This window comes from Streptomyces vastus, from assembly GCF_039532825.1.
GTDB lineage: Bacteria > Actinomycetota > Actinomycetes > Streptomycetales > Streptomycetaceae > Streptomyces > Streptomyces vastus.
Genome location: NZ_BAAASJ010000046.1, coordinates 1 through 946 on the forward strand (window position 1 = coordinate 1; position 946 = coordinate 946).

Sequence of the window (946 nt, forward strand, 5' to 3'; positions counted from 1 at the left end):
TGATCGCGACCTTCGCGCTGCGCACCATCGCGTCCCTGTTCCGCGAGGAGATGTCCCGATGACCGCTCACGCAGCCCTCCCCGCGCCCGGCGCGAGACTCAAGAAGCTCCTCCGCAAGCACGACGACCACGGCGGTGCACCACGGCTGTCGCCCCTGTGGACCTTCGTCGCCTGGCTCGCCACCCTGGCGTTCTTCACCCCGGTGGCCTGGATGGTGCTCACCTCCTTCCACCAGGAAGCCGACGCCGCGACCAACCCGCCCACCCCCTTCGCCGCCCTCACAACCGACCAGTACCAGCTGCTGTTCAACCGGGACATCACCCCCTTCCTCCTCAACTCGGCCATGGCCAGCGTCATTTCCACGCTGCTCGTCCTCGCCCTGGCCATACCCACCGCCTACGCGCTGTCCATCAAGCCGGTCGAGAAGTGGACCGACGTCATGTTCTTCTTCCTGTCCACCAAGTTCCTCCCGGCGATCGCGGCCCTGCTGCCCCTCTACATGATCGTCAAAGAGGCCGGCATGCTGGACAACGTATGGACACTGATCGTCCTGTACACCGCGATGAACCTGCCGATCGCGATCTGGATGATGCGCTCCTTCCTCGCCGAGATCCCCAAGGAGATCCTGGAGGCCGCCGAGGTCGACGGCGCCGGCCTGCTCACCGTGCTGTGGCGCATCGTCGCCCCCGTCGCCATGCCCGGACTCGCCGCCACCTCGCTGATCTGCTTCATCTTCAGCTGGAACGAGTTCATGTTCGCCGTCAACCTCACCGCCACCCAGGCCTCCACCGCACCGGTGTTCCTGGTCGGCTTCATCACCAACGAGGGCCTCTTCCTGGCCCGGCTCTGCGCCGCGGCCACCCTGGTCTCCCTGCCCGTCCTCATCGCCGGCTTCGCCGCACAGGACAAACTCGTCCGCGGCCTCTCCCTCGGAGCAGTCAAGTGA

At 66.3% G+C, this 946-nt stretch carries 1 protein-coding gene; it reads left to right on the top strand.

Going from position 1 to position 946, the window contains the following annotated elements; translation table 11 throughout:
* Positions 1 to 58: 58 nt before the first annotated feature.
* A complete protein-coding gene (locus ABD357_RS23695) occupies positions 59 to 946 on the top strand; it encodes a carbohydrate ABC transporter permease (protein ID WP_344392737.1) in 888 nt (295 codons plus the stop codon).